Here is a 19,498-nt window from a genome sequence, read left to right on the forward strand (position 1 = left end):
CTGAGGGGGTGATATGCGTGTATTACAAAAAACCTTTAATAGAATTTCTGTGATTTTTGGGTTCTATCAGAAAAGCACTCACCCTGCCGTGGTTCCAATGCGTGGGCAGAAAATTAATTTTATGGACTTGATAGTATTCCCATACATAGACCTTTCTGATCCGATGAAAGCCACGCTTTTTAAGCAAGTTATATACGAAATGGAACACCGATTTACAGGGGTATATGGGCGGATTGATATCTGCACGATAAGAGACATCGTTAACTTGGCTGGCATAAATTTGTGGGGTGAATCTGCAGATGCCTATAGATGGCTTGATAGGCTTCATTGCGTGGCATTTGAAAACATGCACCCTGACGTTGCCAAGCAGGTACCGCACCGAATTAACATGGTATTTGCTGGCGGGGATTATGCCTATCCGTGGGAGCGCGCAGTAAACACCGGCGAGAAAGAATGCGACCCGCAAACAGTGGAGGGGCTAAAGTGATGGATACCAAACGTCAGATTCTGAGCCTGAAACGCTCTACAACAGGCGCAGCGGCAAAACCATCCGCTGACACGACAACAGCAGAGAAAACTGCTCACGTAGGCGTTGGCGCAGCGACAGGCACAAAGCGCAGCCGCCACAACCGCAAAAAGCTGGAACTGCTGTTAACCCACTGGCCAGCAGCTTTCAGTCTGGACGCACCGCGCCCGCTTGCGGTTGGCACTACCCCGGTATTTAAGCCGGGGTAGTCAGTTAATCAATAAAACGGAAGCTTTGCTTTAAGTCATTCATCCAAGACGGTGGAATGATATTATCATGTTGTAACCTTCCAACGATTATTCCTGGATGGACTCCAATCTGTTGGGCAAAGTTCTTAACATCTACTTTTGTGTTCAAACTGCTAAGTTTATTTGATACTGAATCAGGAATAAGCCAGTTACCAGCCCAAGCATCAGCTTCTCTTTCTTTAGGGTCTGAGCTTTTTGCAGTTAAAGGGTCGTCAAGAAATACTGCTTTCTTTTCTTCTGCTGTATTTGCATGCAAAAGAATATGAGCTGCTTCGTGGAAAAATGTAAACCAGAATCGGTCGTTAGTTTTTCCATAGAGTGATAACTGAATAATTGGTCTGCTGGGTGTTAACCAACGCGCGATTCCGCTTACATGAGCTTTAGGAATCGCTGGAACTAAAACCAATAAGACTCCAGCATCATCTAAAATTTTACGCATTTGAGGCTCAAAGATTTCTGCTCGTTCCGTTGTTAATGACCGTATAAGCTGTAGAGCGGAAATGAACTTATCTCTGTTGTACTTTGGTATTGAATGATATTTTTCGGCTTCTTGTTCTCCAAGTCTAAGCCAGGCAGATATTGCCCCAATATCGCTTTGTTCAGTTCTAGACCTTCTAAAGGAAACCTGCATCCCTAAATAATGGCTGTTCCATTCATTTGGAGTAGCAATACCAAAAAAACGTAGACACTCTTTCACAATGCTTGGTTTGTTCTTTTCATCAAGACGTGTTTTCTTAATTGCTCCATTGCTCATGAGTTCTTTAACTGGGATGTGAGATAACCAATCAACCCACTCAGAACATTTTTTTTCTTCCTCAATTCTGGCTTGATGTTCACGGAACTTAGCCTCTCTGGAGATCCAGAAACCAGCACTGCTTCCAAGTACGTTGGCCAGCTTAACTGCTGTATCATCGGTTAGCGGCACTTTACCATTCACCAACTGGCTAACATGTTTTTCAGAATAGCCCAGACGCTCAGCCAACTCCTGCTGAGTCCAGCCTTTGTCTTCAATTATGTCAATGATGGTATCGCCAGGAGGGGAGACCCAGTCTGGCGCAAATTTAGCACGCAGATCAGTCATGGTAATCACCTATGTATTCGATGCATATGATAGTAACCTTTGCCCAATCAATGCCCCCGTCAGGGAGCTCAGGACAAGGATCATGGTCAGGAGAAAAGGTCAGTCTGAATCCGCCTGACAAGTCTAATGCGAACTGGCCTTCTCTATCTCCAGTTAGCGGATGAGGTCGGCCTACTGTCAAATCAGTAACGGTATCAGCCGCTTCTAGGTCAGAGAGCCTTGCACGAAGTTTCTTCGCACAATCAGTACCTAATTTCATTTGCGCTTTTTTTTGGTTCTCGCAAAGTTCTCTGATTTTTTTGTCTTTGAAGCCAATCTCCAAACTAACCTCACTTTAGCATCTCTTTACCTATTAGGTAAACTACGTGTGTGCTATTTAGCGCCTAACACAGTTTTGATAGGTCTGCACAAACCGGGATATATATGAACAACAAGGCACAATAGGAATGATATTAAACCAGATTTTAAAAAGCTATCACCTGGTGTTTTATCAGGTATAAGACGTTTTCTTGACCTCTCAGAAGGCCTTGACCAGCAAAGCTATCCAACCCCCTATCAAGAATACCCTCTCATTGTTGATTTTAGATTTATTTTATTTCATATATTGCAACTAAAATGATGATCATTGCGTTTTATGAAACTATAATTGCTGTATCGTTATACAGTAGCGGAGGTCATATGACAGTTTCAGTTAAACCGGTTCTGCTCAGCGAAAAGCAGATGCAGGCCATCAAAAAAATTCAGGACGAACAGCGGAAAAATTCAGGGATTGGCGTTGCGCCATCTCTTCACGAAATCGCGCGAGGCCTCATGGATAAGGCGCTGGCGGGCTGCATGTAGCGGCGGGCGGTAACGCATGGAATTGAAAATCATTGATGACCCACTACGATTACAGGCCTTTCTTAACGATCCCCAAAATACAGGGAATATTGTTGAATCCGGTCTTCATTATCAGATAAAGCCAGATGCCCTTTACCTAGGGGTTTTCGAAGGCTTGCTTCTGGCTGGCGTCCATGAAGTACGGAATTTTTGGCATACGGTTGTAGAGTGTCATGCGATTTACGAGTCGGGATTCCGCGGCGAATACGCACTTAATGGTCACCGCCTTTTCTGCCGCTGGCTTCTCGATAACTCCCCATTCACCAACAGCATCACCATGGTTCCAGACACAACAAAATATGGCAGGGCAATTATCCGCCTGCTTGGTGCTACACGTGTCGGTCACCTGGACGATGCGTATATCAGCAGTGGAAAACCAATCGGCGTAACTCTGTACCAGTTAACACGCCAGCAATATAAGGAATTCTGTGAATGTTAATTACTCAGATAGCAAATAAGCATCTTAACCGTGCTGTATACGCAAAGGGCGGTGATGGTGGAGCATCAAAAGCGCAGGCTCAGGCACAACAGCAGGCAATAGATTTGCAGCGCGACCAGTGGAATACGGTGATGAACAATCTCAAGCCTTATGCTGAGGTTGGCATCCCGGCTCTTCAGCAGCTTCAGGGTTTAATGACCCTGGATGGACAGAACAAGGCTGCAAATGACTTCTTCGGTTCGGGGTTATACAAAACCCAGGCTGATCAGGCTCGCTATCAGAATCTGGCGGCAGCAGAAGCAACAGGTGGGCTGGGTTCAACAGCAACATCGAACCAGCTAAGTGCGATTGGCCCGCAGCTCTTTAACAGTTGGCTCGGCGGTCAAATGCAAAATTATGGGAATCTGCTCAATGTTGGTATGAATGCGGCATCTGGGCAGGCAACGGCAGGGCAGAACTATGCCAATAATACCGGTCAACTTCTGCAGGGGCTGGGGTCTATTCGGGCTGGGCAAGCACAGCAACCTTCGAGCATCGCGCGTGGCATCGGTGGAGCTGCTTCAGGAGCTTTAGCAGGGGCACAACTTGGTACCATTGTTCCTGGTATTGGTAATGTCGCTGGGGCTGTTGGTGGAGGTCTAATTGGTCTTGTTGGGGGGCTTGGATTCTAATGGCGACATGGCAACTTGGTGGGCTTCAGAGCTTGGCCCCTCAAAATACAAATGCTCCAGGTGCTGACGTTCCTCAGCCTATGCAATATCAACAACAACCTAATGTGGGCCTGATGGCCCTTCAGGGATTGCGGGGCGTTGCTGAGATTAATCAGCAGGCGCAGGCAGCCCAGCAACTCAAGGATTATCAGACGCAATTGGGTAGCATGGTAGCTAACAATGATCGTGCCGGAGTCCAGCAGTTAATGGCCCAGTACCCGCAGTTTATGGCTGATTCACAAAAACAGATGGGCTTCATTGACGCTGAGCAGAACCGGCAAACTGCTGACGCAGCAATGAACCTTCGGATTGCTTCGCAGACCGGGGATCCTGCAGCCATGCAGAAAGCCATCATGCAGGCGAATCCTGTCTTACAGCGATTTGGCCTGCCTGCTGAGGAGGTGTATCAGTCCTGGCAGAATGACCCGCAGGGATTCGACAGAATTACTGACCTGATTCACCTTCACTCTGATCCGAATAGTTACTTTAACGTTCAGGATAAGCAGCAGGGGCAGGGTATTGCGCAGCAGAACGCAGACACCTCAGCTTATACCGCCAAGGTTAATGCAGACCAGGGTGAACGTCGTCTTGATCTCGAACAGTTCAAAGCCCAGAGCGATAATCAACTGCGCATGCGGGAAATGGCTCTTAGAGCGAAGCTTGGACGCGCTCAAAATGATATCGAGCGAGACAAACTCAATGCTGAACTTGGAAAGGTACAGCAGGCGAAAATGGAGAAGCAGAACGACAAAATTAATACCGTAGCAGGCAATATCGACTCCCTGAACTCAGCGCTTGGGGTTGGTCATGAGCTGGCGGGAATTGTCGGTCAGCACCCTACCGCAGTGAGCCGAAATCAGGGGGGCACACTCGGATGGCTCCCTAACTGGGCTGACGATACGCGCTCGCTTAATGCTAAAGCCGATGAATATAACCTCAAGGTTATTCTGCCTAGCCTCAAAGGTACTTTTGGCGGCAACCCAACTGAAGGCGAGAGGGCGGCGCTAATGCAGGCTCAGAACGGCATTAAAACTGCCACCAGCAACGATGCGTTCATGCGTGAGTTAAACAAAGCCCAAAACGTTATTGTCGGTATGCAGAAGCGCCAGATCGCAGGCCTCGGCATTCCTGTTACCAAATCGCAGGATGAGGCAACAGATACAAAAATGCTGCTGCAGGATCCCTCACTAGTTAAGGATTACGTAACCGCACATGGCTACCTGCCGGAAAGTTACTATCAGGCGAAGCTTAAGGGAGGGCAATGATGGCTCAGATGACAGAAAGACAGACAGCCTATTCCCGGCACCTTGATGAAAAATACGGGTTCCCATCCGGCACGATGGAAACGTTAGTGGGCAATGAATCCAGTGGCAATGGGAATGCCGAGTCACCGAAAGGTGCCAGAGGTTACGCTCAACTGATGCCGTCGGCAATGAGTGATGCGGGTTATCGTGGGACAGACCCCCGCTCACTGCCCTTTGAAAAGCAAATGGACATAGCTGCAAACCACCTCAACAAAGGGGTGGAGCGCTTCGGGGATATCGGTATGGCGCTGGCCGGATACAATTCCGGTAATGGGCGCGTTAATGCGGTCAGGAATGGCAAAGCCACGCTACCAGCAGAAACAGCGGATTACGTCAGTAAATTTGCCGATGCCGGTATCATCCCTGATGACAGTGAAGTTCTGCAGTATGCGCAGGCAGGTCAACGCCACCACCCCCAACAGCCTGATTACTCAAACCTCGATAAGGCAATTTCACAGGTAGGTGATACCTCTGCCTGGGATGCAAAGCGCCAGCAGTTTAAAAATCAGGAGACAGGGCTGCCAACAGCCAGTTCGTGGGAACAGAAGCGGGCCAAGTTTATCGCCAGTGAGGGAGCAGGGGAGCCGCAACAGCAGGTAGCCCAGTCGAACCTCAACCCTGACATGGAGTATCTTTCTCCTGGCCTGAAAGCAGCGCCTGAGCAAGCAGCCAGAGGGCTAGCGAATATCCCGTTTGATGTAATGGACGCCGGGGTTGGCGTAATCAATGCGGCCCAGTCAGCAGGGGCATGGGCGGGGCAGAAGCTTGGCATGGGAGATGGTACATACAACCCACTATCACCAGTCTATCGCCCCGTGGATCGCCCTACAGACCCATACGCGCAGGCTGGCGAACAACTGGCCCCCTACCTCATCCCGGGAGTGGGGGCTGAAAGGACAGCCGCCGCCGCTGCTTCAGTTGCTAACGCTCCGCGCGCTGAACGTGCGGGCACTCAGGTGGCTGGCATGTTGTCGGAAAACCTGCCGGGAACACTGGTGAACGCGCAAAAGAACGGACAGATTAGCCCAGAGGACTTTGCAAAAGAGACTGGTATTGGCATGGCTGGTTCGTTGGGGGCTCGTGTTTTGATAAAGGGCGGACAGACGGCCACCAGAGCGGTGCGTGATGTAATGCGCGGGAATGCTAACCCAGCAGGCCCCGCTGGTGGAGTAGTAAATGGGCTGGAAACCTCCAATGATGTATCAAAAGCGGCACGCTCTGCTGCCGGTCGCGAAAATATCGCCTCTCAGGCATCAAACGTCAGTGATGATATTGCGAGGGCTGCGGAAAGCACTGGTGTTAATGTCGATGCTCTAACGCCAGGCATGCGCTCAGGTAGTCGCGGAATTGCTCAGTCTGAGGGTATTCTAGCTTCAACCCCTGGGAGCGTACAGGATGCGCACCTGGCAGCCTTTAATGAAATCTCCTCAAAGCTGAATAAACAGTTGTCTGATTTAGGTGCTGAGTCTGGCAGCGCATCGGAAAAAAGCGCAGCGATTAAAGATCGTATCAGCGCCAGCCTAGCCGACATGAAAACTGCCGAGAATACGGCATGGGCAGATCTGCGCAGTACGATGCCACGCGACAGAATGAAGATGAGTAATGGAATGGCTGTTGTTCAGTCTGAGAAATCAGCTGGCGTGCCGCTGAGCCCGGAAATGAAGCAGTTTCAGGCAGCTAACGGGCAGGGGGGCGGCATAACCTTTGACGGCATGAAAGCATGGCGTGCGAAGTTTGCCGATGCGGAACAGGCGAACATCCGTGCCGGTAAGGCCTATGCCGCCAGGACAGCCGGGGAGATGCGTCGAGCTATCACTGATGATATGCGCGCTATGGCTGAAAAAGGCAATTTCCTACCGGAGTGGCAGAAAGCTAACGATTTATCGAAGGGGTACATTACCGCCAAACAAAATGCCGAATCAGTTTTTGGCCGGGATCTGGCATCAGACTCCATGGTAAGAAAAGGTGTCGATATGCTTAAGGCTTCTGCTGATAGCGGCCCCGGGGCATTTCACCGCCTTATCGCCGCACTGCCGGAAGTAGAACGCCAGCCAGCAATAGCCTCTATCCTTCAGCATGCTGCGTCGCAGGGAGAAAAGGGTGGTGTCGGTGAAAGTGCTGGCCTCCTGTCTTTTGCCAAAATAATGACTCCGCAGAATGTAAAAGCCATCAGTCGCCATGCGCCAGAACTTGGGAAAATCATGAAGGAGTACGGCGTGCTCGCTAAAGCCGGTACCAGACCGCAAAGATATATAGAGCACACCGGCAGAACGACAGAGGCCCTCAAAAAGCTCGATACCGGTCTTCCCAAAATTGTCAGCGTAATTATGAATGGCATTCAGCAGTCTGGCGCAATCGCAGGTGGCTTTGGTGGTGGCGTATTGGGCTCGATTGGCGGCATGATCGCTGGTGGTACGCTGAGGAATACAGTAGCGAAAATTGGCGTAACGAGAAGTGGCCGGTATGCCATCGAGAAGGCGGTTCAGGAAGCCACAAAGGCAGTAAACGCGGGAGCATCACCGGCAGCGATAGCCGCAGCTGAGAAACGATTTGCTGCTAATAAGATTGCCATGAAAGCGATCCGGGATGCCGTGGGGGTTGAAGGATTCACTCAACTGACAAGGGCCGGGATTGTCGCTACGCTAAGCGGCATGAAAGATAATGGTGACGAGGAGTAATCATCTTTGCTGGCTATCGGCATCATAAAGGCTAGGGAGGGCTTGTGATGCGCGATGGTGATATTGAGCTAACTCTCATAATTAGCTGCTACATCATAAATGCGCTGCTTACATTTGCTTACAGTGATGATAAATTTACAACCACACAATTCTTGGGTGAGATCGTCATGCTTAAAAAGCTCATAGTGCTATTTGCTCTGTCATTATTGGCTGGATGCGCACAAAAACCGCTGGTAACTGTAAATGCCTTATCTTCTGGGCAATCTGTAGGTAAGAAATTCGTAATTATCCCTGCGAGCCAAGAGCTCTGGAACACTAAACAGATTGAATACACACAAATAGCCGCGGTAGTGGTTGATAGCCTATCGAGACAGGGATATACGCAAGTTAAAGATGAAAAATTAGCGGACCAGGCAATCCTCTTGAACTTTTTGAGAAGTGGCGCTGTTTCAAATACTCGCAATGTTACAGTCCCGATTTATGGGCAAACAGGTGTGAGCTCAGCAACAACATACGGAAGCGCAAACACCACGTTTAATAGTTATGGCGGTGGCTACGGAACTGCTAATACCACTGGAACGGCAACAACTGTTTATACCCCGACTTATGGCATTACCGGTGCCTATAACACGACTGTAACTGATACGTTTTATGGCGCGGGAGTTATTCTTCAGTCATTTGATGCAAAGGCGTACACCAACAACAAACAGGTAAATATGCTATGGAAGGTTGGCAGCTCTGTTGTTTCGCAGCAATCTGATGGAATTGCTGATTACAAAGGACTCGCTCGAATAGCCGCCAGCTATGCAGGACAAAACACAGAAGGTGATGTCACGTTTAATGTTGACCCCAAAGCACCTAACTAATTAATTCGCCCGGTTCGCCGGGCTTTTTTTTACCCAGGCCCTGATAGCTATATCCCACCCACCCTAAGATTACCCTAAGCCTTCCAATGAGCAGTGACGCTCCAAGCGCACACCAGTGTGTTTACCAACTCAAGCCTTGTTGTACGGGATTTCGAGACAAGTACGCGCGCATGGGCGCGCACGTGAAGATTTTCTTACGGTCACCACGCGAGCGGAAGAAGTTTTGTGCGCGCGAAGGTTTTTCCGACATCACTACACGAGGCGAGGGAGTTTCGTGACCAGTACGCGCGCGAAGATTTTAATTACCTCACTATGCGAGCTGGGAAGGTTTTAGCGGAGTCACTACGCGAGGTGGGAAGATTTATCGGTGATCACTACGCGAGGGAAAGCGACTTTATGCAACAGTACGCGCGCGCGCGGTTGACCGGCTGATAAGTCAGTCGATTAAAGATTAATCGTACACCGCTGAGGTCGCAGAATGGCGGAGAGACCCGCTGTATGGAATTTCGCGACAAGTACGAGGCAGGATAATGGGAAGAAAGATTTTTTAGATATCATTGTATGGGTGGAATATTTTTCTAACGTAGTTACGTTAGAGGAAACGGAGCAAGGTTTTTCGAACATCAATACGTAACGAAGATTTTTCCACCATCACAACACAAGAGGAACGTTGGGAAGATTTATCTGACATCACCTTATATTGGAATTTTCGGACATCATAGAGCAAAGGAAGAGGGGTTTTCGGAGTCCATAAAAAGGACGACAAGCCCTGTAATTGGATCGAGGTTTCCACACTGGTATCCAGTAAAATACGCATATTATTTCGTATTCAATTTTTCACAGCAGCGCGCAGGAGTGTTAATCAGTGAGAAGCAGAACGCGCAACTACACGGAGGATTTGCCCCGCATAGGTCTGCCATTTCTGGCAAATATGCGCCGCCGCTTGGAGAGCGCCGCACCCGGCACACAGCTTTATACTCAGACCGAGTCTGGAACCCTCTATACCTTCCTGCAGGCTGGTGGGTATGCGGTAACCATCAACGGCGTAACGCGTGCTATCGGTATCACCACCACGCAGGCGGGCTACGGAGTGCGGCAATGGTACGTTTGCCCTCACTGCGGCACCAGGGCGGCCAAGCTGTATATCGGAAAGAAAGACATCGCCTGCAGGAAATGCTGGAAGCTTCACTATGCCAGCCAGAGTGAGGATCAATTAACCCGAATGCGCAGGGATATTCGCCGCCAGCGTTACGCAATTTGGGGAAATACCGAACTGACTCGTAACTTGGCAAATCACTCACATCTATTCCCGAAGCCTAAAGGAATGCGCTGGGAGATTTTTAATAAACGTCTCGCCCGGCTAGTACAGGCTGAGGCTGCCTATTGGAAAGCGTTCTCTCCCGTTGTGGAGCGGATCACCAGTCGTGTATACCGCAAGGCAGGAGTTTAGGGGGATACGCAGGTATAACCGCGCCAGCCAGTGAAGTATCTCCTGGCGGGCATTATAATGCTGCGTACCACCAGCAGGGAGATAATCCATGACGCCACGTGAAATAGAGTTGCTGACCATTGCTAAGCTTGAACATGACGGCCACCAGCTCGAACCGCTGGAGCTGCGAGAGTTGAAGCGACATTTGGCAGAGGGTACGGCCTTATCCAGGCGGTACCGCGAAATGATGACCGGCCCTGCTTACCAATGGAATAAACCATCGCCGCGTCGTGTGAGATGATCGGCACCATATCAGCACCAGGCAAGTACCATGCTGGTGGATTCCACCCTAACCATTCTCTCTGAATAGCAGTTTTTAAGCGTCGTGTTGGTTCACGGCCTCTTTATGTTGGTTCAAATACTGGACGTGTTGGTTCACTTTTTGTGAATAATTCATTTAAAAACAACAGTCTTTACAAATCGAACCGACTGAACCAACTGAACTAACGCTTTTTAAGTACACATGGAAGAGTTTCCATAGCTTGGGCCTGTTCACGTTAAAAAATAGCGCCTTCGGTATGCTCACTGGCATGATGAGTCAAACTTAATGGTGTCTGTGTGTCAGAGAAGAGCATTATCCAACTAGTTCCCAATAAATGGGTATCCGAAGAGCTATTGATGGCAATCACGGGGCTAACTAAACATGCCATCAAATCTGCCCGGGAGAAGTCCTGGATGGAAGGGCGCGAGTATCGGCATTACTCCGGTGATTGCCAGCCTAAGGAAAACTCCCCTATCCTCTACAACCGCCATGAGGTCGATAACTGGGTTGAGCGCCAGAAGCCCGCAATACCACGAACAAAACGCTCGGACGGATAACCGGGTTTCACTGGCATTGTGTTGATCATGGATTTTATTCAAGGTCGTTGCGAGTTTCCCGAATTCGATGTGATGCCAAAACGCAGAATCTCTATTATTACGCCAGTTTCTTTAGTTTCTGGAGAAAGCGAGACGTTCTCTTCCCCATAAACCTAGGAAACTGGCGTAATAGAAAAAGTGCTTACGCCAGAAACCTAGGAAACTGGGGAATGCGCCGGCATTGCGATAACCCGGAACAAATCTGCGTGAAAAACTCATCAAAAAAGTGGTGATAAAAACATTTGGGGGCATTAAAGGGGGCACGTTGTGAAATTGAATGGTTGATTATCAATTTAAAACAGTGTGTTACCTGTTTATATCGAATCCTGCAGGGCACCATTTTCCTGAAATCCTCCCCTACATTCTTCCCCTGGCAAGAGTGCGAATCTGCTCACATAATGTTCACTGTTCGTTTGTCGAAACCAAAATACGTCAATTATACTGTATGAAATTACAGTATGTTAACGGAGGCAGCATGGACTACGAGATTAAGCAGGTTAAGCAACGTAAAATTGCCGGTTTTCATATGGTTGGCCCATGGGAGCAGACGGTCAAACAGGGTTTTGAGCAGCTGATGATGTGGGTGGATGGTCAGCAAATCCCTGCTCAGGAGTGGCTTGCCGTCTATTACGACAACCCGGATGAAGTGCCTGCCGAGAAGCTGCGCTGTGATACCGTGGTGTCGGTGGCCGATGATTTCGTTATCCCTGCCAACAGCGAAGGGGTGATGCTGGCGGAAGTGGCGGGCGGGCTGTATGCCGTCGCGCAGGCTCGCGTTATCAACCACGACTTCGCCACGCCCTGGTATCAGTTCTTTGATAGCGTCATGAAGGACGAAACCCATCAGTGGGCACCAAAGCCCTGCTTTGAGATTTACCACAATAACGGGGCGGAAGAGGGCTACTGGGATATCGATATGTTTATCGCGGTAGAGCCGAAGGCCTGACCTGAAAACGCCAGAGCGTAAAGTCCGGCTCTGGCGTGGTCATCTGCTGGGCTACTGCCCTGTATCGCGGATGATTAATGCAATGCTTTTGCAATTGCGCTGAACATCAGCGAGGCTTCCAGCGGCTGGGCGTTGAACGACGGTTCTGCCTGCGGCCAGGTTGACCACTGGACGATCACCAGATTTTCCGCGCGGTTGACCATGATCATCTGGCCATAAATCCCCAGCGCCCACATGGATCCTTTCAGCGAATCCTGCGGCGCTGGCACCACGTTTTTGGCGTTGGCAGGCACTTCGTTATTCCACCACTGATAACCATAAAGCCCCTGCGGATGCGCCACGGAGACAGAATTTTTCGCCTTGTTCCAGTCGGCCGACTGAGTAACCCAGTTCTCCGGCAGAATCTGCTTGCCGTTCGGCAGGCGGCCGTTGTTTAGCACGAACTCGCCGAAGCGGCCCCAATCTTCCAGGGTGGCATTAAAGCCGTGTGCGCCAACATCATGTTGGTTTTTGCTGTAGGCGTGCCACACGCCATCGCTCGCCATGCCGTACGGCTGCCAGATGCTTTGCTCAATGTAGGCAGCAAGCGTCATGCCCGTCGCGCGCTCCAGCACGTCGCCCAGCAGCCAGGCGCCGCCGGAGGAGTAAGACCAGACTTCACCCGCCGGATGGGCGCGTTTCAGGCCTGAGACCAGCGTGCGGACGCAGTCATAGGTACCCGAGTGTGCTTCACACTGCGTGAGCCTGGCGAAATCAGACTGCGGATTCGCGTAATCTTCATTCCATGCCACGCCGGAGGTGTGCTGAATCAGCTGTTTTAGCGTCACGCCGTCCCAGGCGGTGCCCTTCAGATCGGGTTCATACTGCGTAACCAGATCGTCCATCGAGTGGATTTTTCCCTCTTTTAACGCCACGCCTACCAGCGTAGACACCACCGATTTCCCTACCGACCGGGAGGTCCAGAGCGTGGTGTCGGTGTTGCCTGCCCCCAGGTATTTCCAGGCAATTTTACCGTCTTTTAGTACCAGCATGCCGCTGACGTTCTGGCGTTTAAGGTAGTCCTGAAGCGTCCACTGTTTGCCGTTGATCTGATAGCTCGCCTGCGTCAGCGGTTTTTCCGCCGTCACTAACGGCACGGATTTCCCGTGATGGAAAACATCGCCTTGATAGTTGCGGTAGTCGTTACGAAAACCGATAACGCGCTCGGCCTGATCCCAGGTCAGCATGGTTTTGGTATCGGGCAGGGTGGTATCAAAAGGGGCCGGGCAGGCGGTGAGCTCCGTGCCTTCACAGGCCGCCATGGCGGGAGAAGAGAGAAGTGCTCCAGCGACCAGGCTTGCCAGCAGACAGGACTTTGCAGGTAAGGATTTATGTTTATTATTCATAGCATTCTCGATTTTAGTTATACCCATAGACACGTTGTCCCGGCGGGGTGACGGGATGGGTGCAGTATAAAAATCGCCGCACTATAATAAAAAACGCGTAATGGGGGAAAAACCCCCACATGCACTGCAAAAGGAGCCAGCGTGCCGTCACTGTCTTACTCATTTTCTCAGCTTGAAGCCTTCACCGCCGTTGCAGAGCACGGCAGCCTGATGAAGGCCGCGATGAAGCTGGAAAAAGATCGCACTACGCTTCGCGATCTTATCGATCTGCTGGAAGATGGTCTTGGCTACCCGCTGTTTGTCCGTCAGGGGCGAGCGCTGCAACTGACGGCTGAAGGCGAACAGCTTCATCGCCAGGCGCACCTGTTGATGCGTCAGGCCAGGGCGTTCGAACAGTTTGCCCGTCAGGTGCCATCAACGGAGGTGCAGGAGCTGGGCGTTGCCTACGATCCCTTTACGCCGCGCCGTTTTTTGCAGGCGTTAATTACCCAGATGGCGAAGCGGGGGATCCGTCTGAGCCTAAGATGCACCTCACGCGCTGAAGGTGAAAAAGCGCTGGCGAGCGGGCAGGCCGATCTGGGCTTCTTTCAGGCCAACAACCACAGCGTCGGCAGCGATATGGAGTGGCGCGCGCTCGGTGCTATCGACATGGATTTTTACGCCGCAGAGTCGCTGTTTGTCGATGTCGTGCGCCCTTGTTCACTGCTTGATCTCTCTTTAACGCCGCAGGTGGTGATGCACTCTGCAAGCGATGTACCCATGGCGCGGCGGCTGCAAATCTCCGGCAATATCATTGTGGCCAACGAGCTTGAGATGCTGCGCAGCCTGATGGAGGCAGGGTGCGGATGGGGATTTTTACCGACCCATTTTGAGGCGGCGCGCTGGAAACATGTTTCCGCGATTCCCACGGTGGTGGGTAATGAAGGTATTAGCCAGACTATGGTGACCATCTGGCGACCGGGTAGCGAAAAGCGGATGTTAATTGATGACACGCTCACCCGCCTGTCTGCGCTGTGGCGGGAGGTGAGTAGGCGCGCGGATTAAATCCGCCGTCTGTCCGCCGCAATGACCAGACCAATGCCGGAAAGGGTGATAACAATCGCCAACAGCATGCGCATATCAATGGCTTCGCCCATAAAGATCAGCCCGCCCAGTGCGGCCAGGCAGGGGACGCTGAGTTGCAGCGTACTGGCAGTGGTGGGGCTGAGCTGAGGTAATAGCGAATACCAGAGCAGATAGGCCCCGCCGGACATCAGCGCCCCGGAGAGCACTGCCAGCATCAGCCCCACGGCATCCGCATGGACGTGAAAACCACTGAGCAGCAACACCGCCAGCGCCATCGGAACCGCCAGAATGAAATTCCCGGTGGTGGCCGCTGCCGCATTCTGTACCCTCTTGCCGGTAATGCAGTAAACGGCCCACGCCGCGCCGGACAGGATCATCAACAGTGATGCGCTGCCAGAAGGATGCCCCGCACCGGGCAGCAGCAGCAGCGCCAGCCCACCCATCGCCCCCAGCATACCGAGACTTTTCAGCGCGGTCAGGCGCTCGCCGCGCATCAGCCCCCATCCGGTCATCACGCACTGTACGGTGCCGAACAGCAGCAGCGCCCCGGCGGCGGTGGTTAACGACAGATAGGCCAGTGAGAAGGCAAATACATAGGTTGCCAGCAGCGCGGCATTAAGCCAGTTAAACTCCGGCTTGCGACGAAGCCCCGGTAGCTGCAGCAGCAGAAAAAGCGCTATTGCTCCGCTCAGCAGGCGCATGCTGCTAAACGATACCGCATCCATATGCAGCCCCTTTAACGCCAGTCGACAAAGCAGAGAGTTGGCGGCAAAGGCGATCATAGCCAGGATAATTTTGAGCAGCACGGAAGAGTCCTCTGAGGGCGATGGAATAATTATGCATGAAGCCACACGGTGGCGGCATATTGTTTTGTGCGCTGGCCCGATAACAACAGCATGAAATTTTTGTGGTTATTCCCCGTTGCTACTACTGATTGATACTTGATCACATCTTGATAATGAGTATAGTTCTCGATCTCATTTTTATTCATTGTTGTTATCCGGCTGGCTCAGTAATCGGTGAGAGCATTTCACAGGGTGATTCTGGGGCGTGAGAAGCGAGAAACCCGTTGGGACCGACAATGGATTTTTTATTCGATACCAAGGGATGCTCTCATGAAAACAAAACTCTCCGTGCTGGCACTGGCGATAAGCACCGTGCTGCCTGCGGCCTATGCCGCAACCTCTGAAGATGCCACAACCGGGAAAAATCAGCCTGAAACGATGGTGGTTCAGGGCGTTGACGGCAGCGATTTCAAAGCCGGTGGTGAAGATCTGGTGCCCGCTTACCTTGATGGACAAATTGCCCACGGTGGTCGCCTGGGCATGCTCGGTGAGCAGAAGGCGATGGACGTGCCGTTCAACGTTATCGGCTACACCTCGAAGCTGGTGCAGGATCAACAGGCTAAAACCATTGCTGACGTGGTCAAAAACGACGCGGGCGTTCAGGCGGTGCAGGGCTACGGTAACTTTGCGGAAACCTACCGTATTCGTGGTTTTAAGCTCGATGGCGATGATATGACCATGGGCGGTCTTTCCGGCGTGGTGCCGCGTCAGGTGATGGACACCCAGATGCTGGAGCGCATCGAAGTCTTTAAAGGGGCGAACGCGCTGGTTAACGGCGCGGCAAGCTCCGGCGTGGGTGGGATGATTAACCTTGAGCCTAAACGCGCTGAAGATATCCCAACCACGCGCGTCGGCGTGGACTACACCTCTGACTCCCAGGTGGGCGGCTCGCTGGATGTTGGGCGTCGTTTCGGCGATGACAACCAGTTTGGCGCGCGCGTGAACGTGTTGCACCGCGAAGGGGAAGGGCGTATCGACAACGACAAGCGTCGCACCACCCTGGCGTCGCTGGGCCTCGACTATCGCGGTGACCGCCTGCGCTCCTCGCTGGATTTTGGCTATCAGAAAAAGACCTTCCACGGCGGTGAGATGGGCGTGGGCGTCGCCAATATTGCCGAAATTCCAGCGGTGCCGGACGCCACCAAAAGCTACGCGCAGAAGTGGGGCTATAGCGACATCGAAAACGAATTCGGCATGGTTAAAACCGAGTATGACCTGACCGATAACTGGACAACCTACGCCGGGCTGGGTGCGCAGCACGCGCATGAAATCGGCACCTACGCCGCGCCGAAGCTGACCAACGTTAATGGCAATGCCACCGTTGGTCGTCTGGATACCAACCGCATTATCGACAGCTTTAGCGGTATGGGCGGTATCCGCGGGAACTTCAATACCGGCGTAGTCTCCCATAAAGTAAACGTGGGCTACTCGGCGCAGATACGTCGCGATGCGACGGCCTGGCGTATGTCAGACAGTACCAAAAACCCGACTATCAATATCTACAATAGCCATGACGTGGACATGCCGGATTACAAGCCGAATCCAAAAGGCGGCCACTATGACGATCCGCTGACCACTGCGCGCAACCGTACCCAGGGCTGGCTGCTCAGCGATACGCTGGGCTTCTTCGACGACAGCCTGCTGTTTACCGCTGCCGCGCGCCACCAGAAGGTGGTGATCCGTAACTACGATAACCAGACCGGTCTTGAAACCACCACGTCAAGCTTTACCGAAAGCCGTTGGATGCCAACGTTTGGCCTGGTGTACAAACCGTGGGAGACGCTCTCGCTGTACGCTAACCATACCGAAGCGCTGCAGCCTGCAAACAATGCGCCGATAACGGCGAAAAACTACGGCCAGAGCATTGGTATTGCCCACTCTAAGCAGGACGAAGTGGGCATAAAAATTGACTACCAACGCGTAGGTGGCTCGCTGTCGCTGTTCCAGATAACCAAGCCTTCTGGCGTGCTGGATAGCGATAAGTACTACCGGATGGACGGCGAGCAGCGTAACCGCGGCGTGGAGTTGAACGTCTTTGGTGAGCCGGTGCTCGGACTGCGCCTGACCGGCAGCACGCTGTGGATTGATCCTGAATTGACCAAAACCGCAGGCGGCACTAATGATGGGAACGATGCGATTGGCGTATCCCGCTTCTACGCGGTGCTGGGGGCAGAATATGACATCAAACCGATTGATGGACTCACGGCCACCGCGCGGGTGAACCACACTGGATCTCAGTATGCTGATACCGCCAACACCAAAAAGCTCGATAGCTACACGACGCTGGATCTGGGAATGCGCTACCGCATGCGCCTGAATCAGGAGCAGAACGATCTGGTGTGGCGCGTGGGCGTAACCAACGTGACCAACCAGAACTACTGGTCTGGCGCTGATGACACCGGCGTCTATATCTACCAGGGCGAGCCGCGCACCTTAAAAGTCTCGGTCAGCTACGACTTCTAAGTCATTGCTAAAATAGGGTTATTGCCCCGAAAGCGCGTGCGTTTCGGGGCTTTTTACATCTGGGGAGCCGGTGCTGATGGCCTTGCGGCAAGCGGCGCTAAGTGTTAAAAGGTGCCCCTTCATAAAAATGCTAAGGGGATAGACGTGAAAAACGCGTCATCAGCATCCAGCCAGAATCAACCGGATGCCTCGTCGGATAATAGCCCGACGCTTCACCGCGGATTACAGAACCGCCATATTCAATTAATCGCCCTCGGGGGCGCTATCGGCACCGGCCTGTTCCTCGGCATTGGCCCGGCCATCCAAATGGCAGGCCCGGCGGTCGTGCTGGGCTACGCTATCGCTGGCGTTATCGCTTTTCTGATCATGCGCCAGCTTGGCGAGATGGTGGTGGAAGAGCCGGTATCCGGGTCATTTGCCCATTTTGCTTATAAATACTGGGGGCCGTTCGCCGGATTTCTCTCTGGCTGGAACTACTGGGTTATGTTCGTGCTGGTGGGCATGGCTGAACTGACCGCCGCCGGGATCTATATGCAATATTGGCTGCCGCACGTCCCTACCTGGATCTGGGCGGCGGGTTTCTTTGTGCTGATTAACGCCGTGAACCTGGTCAACGTGCGCCTGTATGGCGAAACCGAGTTCTGGTTTGCGCTAATTAAAGTGCTGGCGATTATCGGCATGATTGGCTTCGGTATCTGGATGCTGACGACCGGCAACGGCGGTGAGCATGCCAGTATCAGCAACCTCTGGCGCGACGGCGGCTTCCTCGCCACCGGCTGGAAAGGGCTGATTCTGTCGCTGGCGGTGATCATGTTCTCCTTCGGCGGGCTGGAGCTTATCGGTATTACGGCGGCGGAAGCGCGCAGCCCGGAGACTACGATCCCGAAAGCGGTTAACCAGGTGGTGTACCGTATTTTGCTGTTCTATATCGGCTCGCTGATTGTGCTGCTGGCGCTCTACCCGTGGCAGGGCATTCAGTCTGACAGCAGCCCGTTTGTGATGATCTTCCACAATCTTGACAGTAATGTGGTGGCATCAGCGCTGAACTTCGTCATTCTGGTGGCCTCGCTGTCGGTCTACAACAGCGGCGTTTATTCCAACAGCCGCATGCTGTTTGGCCTCTCCGTGCAGGGAAATGCTCCGCGCTTCCTGACCAAAGTGAGCAAGCGCGGCGTACCGGTGAACTCACTGCTGCTCTCCGGGGCTATCACCTCGCTGGTGGTGCTGGTCAACTATCTGCTGCCGCAAAAAGCCTTTGGCCTGCTGATGGCGCTGGTGGTGGCAACGCTGCTGCTGAACTGGATAATGATCTGTATGGCGCACCTCAAGTTCCGTGCCGCCATGCGCCGTAAAGGCCGCGAAGCGAAGTTCAAAGCGCTGTGGGCGCCGGCCAGCAACTACGTATGTATCGCCTTCCTGCTGATGATCCTCGTGCTGATGTGCACCATGGACGGCATGCGCCTGTCGGCGATCCTGCTGCCGGTGTGGGTGCTGTTCCTGTTCGTTGCCTTCAAAACCTTGCGCCGCGAAGCGTAAGTTTTCCCGCCCGGGCTGCTTATCTCACGTAGCCCGGGCGAGCGCATGCGACCCCGGGAATGCACCGCCCATTTCCGTCGTGTTCCTATCCCCAGCGATTCCCTTCCGACAGCCGCCTGTTTTTTAATCGTGACGCTTCTCCCAAATTGACAACGGCAGACGGGATCTTCTTTTTGTAAT

Annotated in this window: 18 protein-coding genes; 15 read left to right on the forward strand and 3 right to left on the reverse strand. The window is 52.3% G+C overall.

Translation table 11 applies throughout. The features are described 5' to 3' along the window. Positions 1 to 13 precede the first annotated feature (13 nt). Both AB2B48_RS23930 and AB2B48_RS23935 read left to right on the forward strand, forming a co-directional pair. Positions 14 to 487, forward strand: a complete 474-nt coding sequence (locus tag AB2B48_RS23930; protein ID WP_368300446.1) for a hypothetical protein — start codon at positions 14 to 16, stop codon at positions 485 to 487. Next, a complete protein-coding gene (locus AB2B48_RS23935; protein WP_368300447.1) occupies positions 487 to 735 on the forward strand; it encodes a hypothetical protein in 249 nt (82 codons plus the stop codon). The genes AB2B48_RS23930 and AB2B48_RS23935 overlap by 1 nt, the downstream gene beginning before the upstream one ends. 4 nt (positions 736 to 739) lie before the next feature. On the opposite strand, the gene AB2B48_RS23940 is transcribed toward AB2B48_RS23935, so the two are convergent. Further along, complete coding sequence (locus tag AB2B48_RS23940) at positions 740 to 1,855, reverse strand: helix-turn-helix domain-containing protein (RefSeq protein ID WP_368300448.1); 1,116 nt, start codon at positions 1,853 to 1,855, stop codon at positions 740 to 742. 678 nt (positions 1,856 to 2,533) lie between these two features. On the opposite strand from AB2B48_RS23940, the gene AB2B48_RS23945 reads away from it, so the two are divergent. The 10 genes from AB2B48_RS23945 (at position 2,534) to sbmC (ending at position 12,024) form a co-directional block, all read left to right on the forward strand. Next, a complete protein-coding gene (locus AB2B48_RS23945; protein WP_368300449.1) occupies positions 2,534 to 2,695 on the forward strand; it encodes a hypothetical protein in 162 nt (53 codons plus the stop codon). Positions 2,696 to 2,711: 16 nt separating this feature from the next. Then, positions 2,712 to 3,173, forward strand: a complete 462-nt coding sequence (locus tag AB2B48_RS23950) for a DUF2824 family protein (protein WP_368300450.1) — start codon at positions 2,712 to 2,714, stop codon at positions 3,171 to 3,173. Continuing rightward, positions 3,167 to 3,844, forward strand: a complete 678-nt coding sequence (locus AB2B48_RS23955) for a DNA transfer protein (protein WP_368300451.1) — start codon at positions 3,167 to 3,169, stop codon at positions 3,842 to 3,844. Before AB2B48_RS23950 ends, AB2B48_RS23955 begins: the two co-directional genes overlap by 7 nt. Then, positions 3,844 to 5,148, forward strand: coding sequence for a phage DNA ejection protein (locus tag AB2B48_RS23960; protein WP_368300452.1), 1,305 nt, complete (start codon positions 3,844 to 3,846; stop codon positions 5,146 to 5,148). Before AB2B48_RS23955 ends, AB2B48_RS23960 begins: the two co-directional genes overlap by 1 nt. Beyond that, positions 5,145 to 7,865, forward strand: a complete 2,721-nt coding sequence (locus tag AB2B48_RS23965) for a lytic transglycosylase domain-containing protein (protein ID WP_368300453.1) — start codon at positions 5,145 to 5,147, stop codon at positions 7,863 to 7,865. The genes AB2B48_RS23960 and AB2B48_RS23965 overlap by 4 nt, the downstream gene beginning before the upstream one ends. 47 nt (positions 7,866 to 7,912) lie before the next feature. Next, entirely contained in the window at positions 7,913 to 8,731 is an 819-nt protein-coding gene (locus AB2B48_RS23970) for a hypothetical protein (protein WP_368300454.1), read from the forward strand. Between the two features lie 865 nt (positions 8,732 to 9,596). Then, the gene (locus AB2B48_RS23975; protein ID WP_368300455.1) at positions 9,597 to 10,181 is read left to right on the forward strand and encodes a hypothetical protein; all 585 of its coding nucleotides are present in this window, start codon (positions 9,597 to 9,599) and stop codon (positions 10,179 to 10,181) included. Positions 10,182 to 10,269: 88 nt separating this feature from the next. After that, a complete protein-coding gene (locus AB2B48_RS23980) occupies positions 10,270 to 10,461 on the forward strand; it encodes a hypothetical protein (protein WP_368300456.1) in 192 nt (63 codons plus the stop codon). Positions 10,462 to 10,838: 377 nt separating this feature from the next. Continuing rightward, entirely contained in the window at positions 10,839 to 11,039 is a 201-nt protein-coding gene (xisR, locus tag AB2B48_RS23985) for an excisionase family protein (RefSeq protein ID WP_368302002.1), read from the forward strand. Positions 11,040 to 11,553: 514 nt separating this feature from the next. Then, positions 11,554 to 12,024: a DNA gyrase inhibitor SbmC gene (gene sbmC / locus AB2B48_RS23990; RefSeq protein ID WP_368300457.1), complete on the forward strand. Its 471-nt coding sequence runs from the start codon at positions 11,554 to 11,556 to the stop codon at positions 12,022 to 12,024. A 74-nt stretch (positions 12,025 to 12,098) separates the two neighbouring features. Here the strand turns inward: sbmC and AB2B48_RS23995 are convergent, their stop codons facing one another. Next, a complete protein-coding gene (locus AB2B48_RS23995) occupies positions 12,099 to 13,409 on the reverse strand; it encodes a serine hydrolase domain-containing protein (protein WP_368300458.1) in 1,311 nt (436 codons plus the stop codon). A gap of 141 nt (positions 13,410 to 13,550) precedes the next feature. Between AB2B48_RS23995 and AB2B48_RS24000 the strand changes: the two genes are divergently transcribed. After that, complete coding sequence (locus AB2B48_RS24000) at positions 13,551 to 14,453, forward strand: LysR family transcriptional regulator (protein WP_368300459.1); 903 nt, start codon at positions 13,551 to 13,553, stop codon at positions 14,451 to 14,453. Here the strand turns inward: AB2B48_RS24000 and AB2B48_RS24005 are convergent. Continuing rightward, a complete protein-coding gene (locus AB2B48_RS24005; protein WP_368300460.1) occupies positions 14,450 to 15,280 on the reverse strand; it encodes an EamA family transporter in 831 nt (276 codons plus the stop codon). The genes AB2B48_RS24000 and AB2B48_RS24005 overlap by 4 nt on opposite strands. A gap of 309 nt (positions 15,281 to 15,589) precedes the next feature. On the opposite strand from AB2B48_RS24005, the gene AB2B48_RS24010 reads away from it, so the two are divergent. Beyond that, positions 15,590 to 17,782: a TonB-dependent receptor gene (locus tag AB2B48_RS24010; RefSeq protein WP_368300461.1), complete on the forward strand. Its 2,193-nt coding sequence runs from the start codon at positions 15,590 to 15,592 to the stop codon at positions 17,780 to 17,782. 144 nt (positions 17,783 to 17,926) lie between these two features. Beyond that, entirely contained in the window at positions 17,927 to 19,318 is a 1,392-nt protein-coding gene (gene pheP, locus AB2B48_RS24015; protein WP_368300462.1) for a phenylalanine transporter, read from the forward strand. The last annotated feature ends 180 nt before the right edge of the window (positions 19,319 to 19,498 follow it).

This window comes from Kluyvera sichuanensis, assembly GCF_040930405.1.
GTDB classification, from domain to species: Bacteria; Pseudomonadota; Gammaproteobacteria; order Enterobacterales; family Enterobacteriaceae; genus Kluyvera; species Kluyvera sichuanensis.